The organism is Mesorhizobium sp. M0152 (genome assembly GCF_040322415.1).
Classification (GTDB): domain Bacteria; phylum Pseudomonadota; class Alphaproteobacteria; order Rhizobiales; family Rhizobiaceae; genus Mesorhizobium.
Window position 1 is genome coordinate 1 of sequence record NZ_JAMYTH010000096.1, and the last position, 4,734, is coordinate 4,734.

Consider the following 4,734-nt stretch of genomic DNA (forward strand, 5'->3'; position numbering starts at 1 on the left):
CCGCAGGAATACGGCGACAAAGGTCATGCCCAACGTTAAGCCCTGCGCAGGAAACTTTCCCCACACTCGGCGGTTAAGAAGAGTCGATGAACGATGTCTCATCAGAGGTGAGACAGCGGCCGAGGCCATGTGCGGGTACTGATGCGTCGGTACGAAACGACTGGAACAGGATTGGTGTTGCCGTCAATCCCTACACGGAGGGCCAACAACTCCCCCATCGGCAGCATGGTGGCACAGTCAAGCTCCGAGCCTTCCATGCTCAAACCGCCAGAGGTCGAATGACACGCATCGCAACCTTCAACGTCAACGGCGTGAACGGTCGGCTGCCCGTGCTCATCAAGTGGCTGGAGCAAACCAACTATGACATCGTATGCCTTCAGGAGTTGAAGACCTCGGATGACAAATTTCCCGCCGAAGCCATCAGGAACGCCGGTTACGGCGCGATCTGGCACGGGCAAAAGTCCTACAACGGCGTCGCTGTACTCGCCCGGGGAAAGGAGCCGCTGGAACGGCGACGCGGCCTGCCGGGGGATCCTGACGATACTCATAGCCGGTATATCGAGGCCGAAGTGGATGGCATCGTCGTTGGCTGTCTCTACCTGCCAAACGGCAATCCAGCGCCCGGCCCGAAATTCGACTACAAGCTCCGCTGGTTCGACCGTCTGATCAGCTATGGCCAGCTGCTGCTCAGGGAAGGGATCACAAGTGTTCTGTGCGGCGACTACAACGTCGTGCCCACACCGATCGATGCCGTGGTGCCGAGACGTTGGACAGGCGACGCGGTCTACTTTCCGGAGAGCCGGCAGGCCTACGCCCAAATGCTTGGCATCGGCTGGATCGATGCCGTCCGCCACATCCATCCGCAGAAAGCCATCTACACCTACTGGAACTTCTCCTACCGGGGCGGCTATGATCGAAGTTCCGGTTTGCGAATGGACCATCTCCTTGTGAGCCCATCGCTGTCGACCAGGTTGCGTGATGCCGGCGTGGACGTCGACCTGCGAGAGTGGGAAAAGCCGAGTGATCATGCGCCAGCCTGGATAGAGCTCGCCTCGTCCGACATGTAGTTGGTATGCCCCTTGTTCGGCGGAGATCGCGTTGCGACGTGGTTCTGTTGCTGGCAAATTCCCTAGACGTTTGCCGCATCCATCGGGTCCAACTGCGCTCCACAGGGACTGCAAGCTTCCCACCATCGCCCTCATTGCGCGCGGGGCTGCCAATCCGGTCGACTGATCAGGACCGCTTCCAGCAGGCTGCGGAACTCTAAGGTCGCAACAGCCGCACGGTCGCTCTCAGATGGCTGAGGAGGAAGTAGGTTTCCCTCTCCTTGGCGGCGTTGAGAAATGCTCGCGCACCAAGTCGGGTTTCACCTGATCGCGTCTATGCAGAGTTGCGCCGCGCAGTCCCATTTGGAACGCGCTTGGTCCACCGCAACAGTTGCTCGACGGCTTCCTTGACATTGTTGCACCGATACCGTGACGCCAAGGCGGCTGGTCCTTACCGGCTTGGGGGAGAACCAATGAGCGACATCGATACCAAGCAACTGATGAAATAAGAGTTCCCGACGGCGCCCCTTCCGAGCGATGATCCGCACATGCGCCGCCCCTAAGCCAGCTCTACCCGGAACCTATTCAGCAGCACCAAAGTTGGAGTCGAAGGTGAAGGAGTGTTGCGCAATGAGTTCCGAAGCCGGGGATGGCCGGCTCTCATTCGTTGAGTTTCAGTCGCCGACGCTGGTTGCGAAAGCCCCCGAGGGCGGCGAATGGCTTCACGAGATCAAATACGACGGCTACCGAACCGAGCTGATCATTCAGGGCGGCAAAGCGCGGGCCTTCACGCGTCGCGGCTACGACTGGTCACATCGATACCGACGAATTGTTCAAGCAGCGGCGGGCTTGCCGGTGAAGGCGGCGATCATCGACGGGGAGGCTGTCGTCCTCGGCAATACCGGCCTGCCGGATTACCAGGCCTTGGAGCGGGAGTTGGGCAATCCCAACTCGGCAAGGCTCATCTTCTATGCATTCGACCTGCTGCACCTCAACGGGCTCGATCTTCGGGAGCAGCCGTTGGTGAAGCGTAAGGCGGTGCTGGAGAAGCTGCTGAAGAACGCGGCCCCGATACTGACCTATGCCGAGCATCTGGAGGTGAGCGGCAGAGACGTGTTTCAACATGCCTGCCGGATGGGATTGGAAGGGATCGTCTGCAAACGTGCCGATGCCACGTACCGTTCAGGGGTTCAGGCCAGTTGGCTCAAGATGAAGTGCGTCAAGAGCGACACCTTTCCCATTGTCGCTTTTGTCGAGAAACTCGGCGCTCAACCGCGTCGCATTGCATCGCTCTACATCGGCCGCCGCGAGGGCGACCGGCTGCTCTATGCCGGGAAGGCAAGAAGCGGGTATACGTTGAGCGCTGCGCAAGCGGTTCGCGAGCGACTCGACCCGCTGATCATCAGCAACTCGCCGCTCTCGGAGCCTATTGTGAAACCGAAGGCGACCTGGGTCAGACCAGAGGTGCTGGCCGAGGTGCAATTCGGCGGCGTCACTGATCGCGGCGTGCTGCGCGAGGCGGTGTTCAAGGGTCTGCGCGAAGACCTCGTGACGATCCCGGCCAAGCCTCCTGCGCCATCGAGGCGACGTGCCGCAACACCGCAACATGGCGTTCCCAGCGAGAACATTCTGCAACTGCTGCCCGCCGCAGTCTCGCCCTCGAAGCAAGAGCTTGCACGGTATTGGGAGAGAGTTGCGGATCAGGCTCTCATCCATCTCGGCCGACGACCGCTGAAGCTTGTCCGCCACGCTCATGGCGCAACCTTCTACCATAAGGGCGCGCTTCCGAAGATCCCTTCATCCGTACATCAGTTGCGGGTCCAGAAGCGCGAGGGTGGCGAAGGCGTACGGGTATGGGTGGACGACCTTGCCGGCTTACTGGGGCTGGTCGAGATGGATGCTGTAGAGCTACACCCTTGGAACGCCACCGTTGACGATATCGACTATGCCGACCGCATCGTCCTGGACCTCGACCCCGGCGAGGGAGTGGTGTGGGATGAAGTCATCGAGACCGCGCTGGCGCTCCGCGACGTCATGGAAGCGGAGGGGCTGGAGAGCTGGCCGAAGGTGACGGGCGGCAAGGGCATTCACCTGATGGCGCCGCTTGAGATTAAGATCACGCACGACAGCGCTCGCCTCTTGGCTAAGTCGTTCGCCAATCGGCTTACTGAAGCTCATCCGGAGCGTTATCTGCTGTCCGCCGCGCCTTCGGCCCGAACGGGCCGCATCTTCATCGACTACCTTCGCAACGGCCGCGGCAACACCGCGGTCGGGGCCTTCTCACCACGCGCGCGACCTGGCTTCCCAATCGCGCATTCGGTGACTTGGAACCAGGTGGAGCACCATATCCGTCCAGACGCCTTCAACATCGACCATCCCTTCAGGGCGGCTGCCAGCAAGGCCGCCTAAACCGGGCTTCCGGAGCGATGGCGCACCAACCAGCGCATTTGATCGGTGCGGCGGCGGCGGAGCTTCTTTTGAGGCGGCTGGCGCAGACCCAGCACTGCCCGGGCGAAGCTCCTCACCAGCAAACCATGATCGCCGCCCGCGATTAGCCGGCGGGCGAAAGCTTGCGTCCGTGCTTGCCCGCTCCCCTTCAACTGGTCGCGCCATGTGCTGTCGGCGAGCGTGGCACGGTCCATCCCCTCCGCCTTGAGAGCGTGTTCATCCCGGGGGAATTGAAAACGCCATCCATCTCGGCATCGTAGGAGACAAGCGTCGTGGGCTGGAGATTGCCGGCCTGGTTGGCTTCGCGCAGCGCCGTCACCACCGACAATGATGCGTAGAGAGCAGGCATACCTTTCGGATTGAATCGCCCGCCGTAGGGTTCGGCACCACTGCCTGACAGCGGCTCGCGCGCGTAGACAGGGTTCAGCGCGCGATAGAGCTTTCCCCGGTACACCACCGGGTCAGGCGTGAACGCCGGCGTCGACCGCGTCGACGTATTCGAGCACCTCCCTCCGCGCAACCGCCGCGCACGAGCTGCATGGCCGTCTGGCCCGAAAACCCGGGCAGCGGCTCGGAGCGATACCAGGCATAAGCCACCAAACTCGAACCGAAGCGCGGCTCGATCTTATTGATCACCTCGACCATCTCCCGCAGCCGGCGCTGGGTCTTGTCGGAACGGACGCGGTCCTTGCGCTGGACCGCATCCTTGCCGAGTCCGGCTGTCCGGACGACTTCCTCACTGGTCGTACGGAAGGCGTCCGCCATCTTGCGCGGCGCGAAGAACCCATTGTCGGAATACTGTAGCAAACCCATTTGGGCCACCTATGGTCAGAATGCCACTTCTTTGACGGAATTTAGCGTCAATCCCCGAGGCACTCAAGAGGGATGGGGAAGCGGGGAATAGCGCGGAAGAAATCCAGTCCGCCGATCGGCCGAACCGATCTGAAGCGCACCCGCCGGCTCCTGATCCCGAATCGGGTCGCGAATTGATGTAGCGGCCAGCACGGCTAGGTCTGAACCGTAGCCTCTTTCGCAATCAGTGGCGGCTACTGGGCCTCATCGCCGTCAGCGTCCGCCGTGCCGTCCTTGAAATCAACCCTTGTGCCCTTTTTCACTATAGCGGCGAGGTCCTCGGCATCCCAGTTGGTCAGCCTAATGCAACCATGCGAAAAGGTCGTGCCGATCTTGCCGGGTTCAGGGGTGCCGTGAATGCCGTAGCTCTCGATAGAAAGGTCGATCC

General features: G+C 61.3%; 3 protein-coding genes and 2 pseudogenes. 2 read left to right on the plus strand and 3 right to left on the minus strand.

Going from position 1 to position 4,734, the window contains the following annotated elements:
• Positions 1-278 precede the first annotated feature (278 nt).
• A complete protein-coding gene (gene xth, locus NKJ26_RS33100) occupies positions 279-1,067 on the plus strand; it encodes an exodeoxyribonuclease III (protein ID WP_352700034.1) in 789 nt (262 codons plus the stop codon).
• Between the two features lie 609 nt (positions 1,068-1,676).
• Positions 1,677-3,455 carry a DNA ligase D gene (ligD, locus tag NKJ26_RS33105; protein WP_352700036.1) on the plus strand — a complete coding sequence of 593 codons (1,779 nt, stop codon included), beginning with the start codon at positions 1,677-1,679 and terminating at the stop codon, positions 3,453-3,455.
• A 101-nt stretch (positions 3,456-3,556) separates the two neighbouring features.
• Here ligD and NKJ26_RS33110 read toward each other — a convergent pair.
• The 3 genes and pseudogenes from NKJ26_RS33110 to NKJ26_RS33120 form a co-directional block, all read right to left on the minus strand.
• Positions 3,557-3,951, minus strand: a pseudogene (locus NKJ26_RS33110) (RES family NAD+ phosphorylase); the annotation flags it as partial.
• A gap of 4 nt (positions 3,952-3,955) precedes the next feature.
• Positions 3,956-4,307 (minus strand): annotated as a pseudogene (locus NKJ26_RS33115) (MbcA/ParS/Xre antitoxin family protein).
• A 233-nt stretch (positions 4,308-4,540) separates the two neighbouring features.
• Positions 4,541-4,734, minus strand: a 194-nt coding sequence (locus tag NKJ26_RS33120) for a L,D-transpeptidase (RefSeq protein ID WP_352700038.1), incomplete at its 5' end; no start/stop codon positions are given.

Excerpts from the sequence above, each read along its gene's own strand:
- xth (WP_352700034.1), top strand. The coding sequence starts at position 279 with ATGACACGCATCGCAACCTTCAACGTCAACGGCGTGAACGGTCGGCTG.
- ligD (WP_352700036.1), top strand. The coding sequence starts at position 1,677 with ATGAGTTCCGAAGCCGGGGATGGCCGGCTCTCATTCGTTGAGTTTCAG.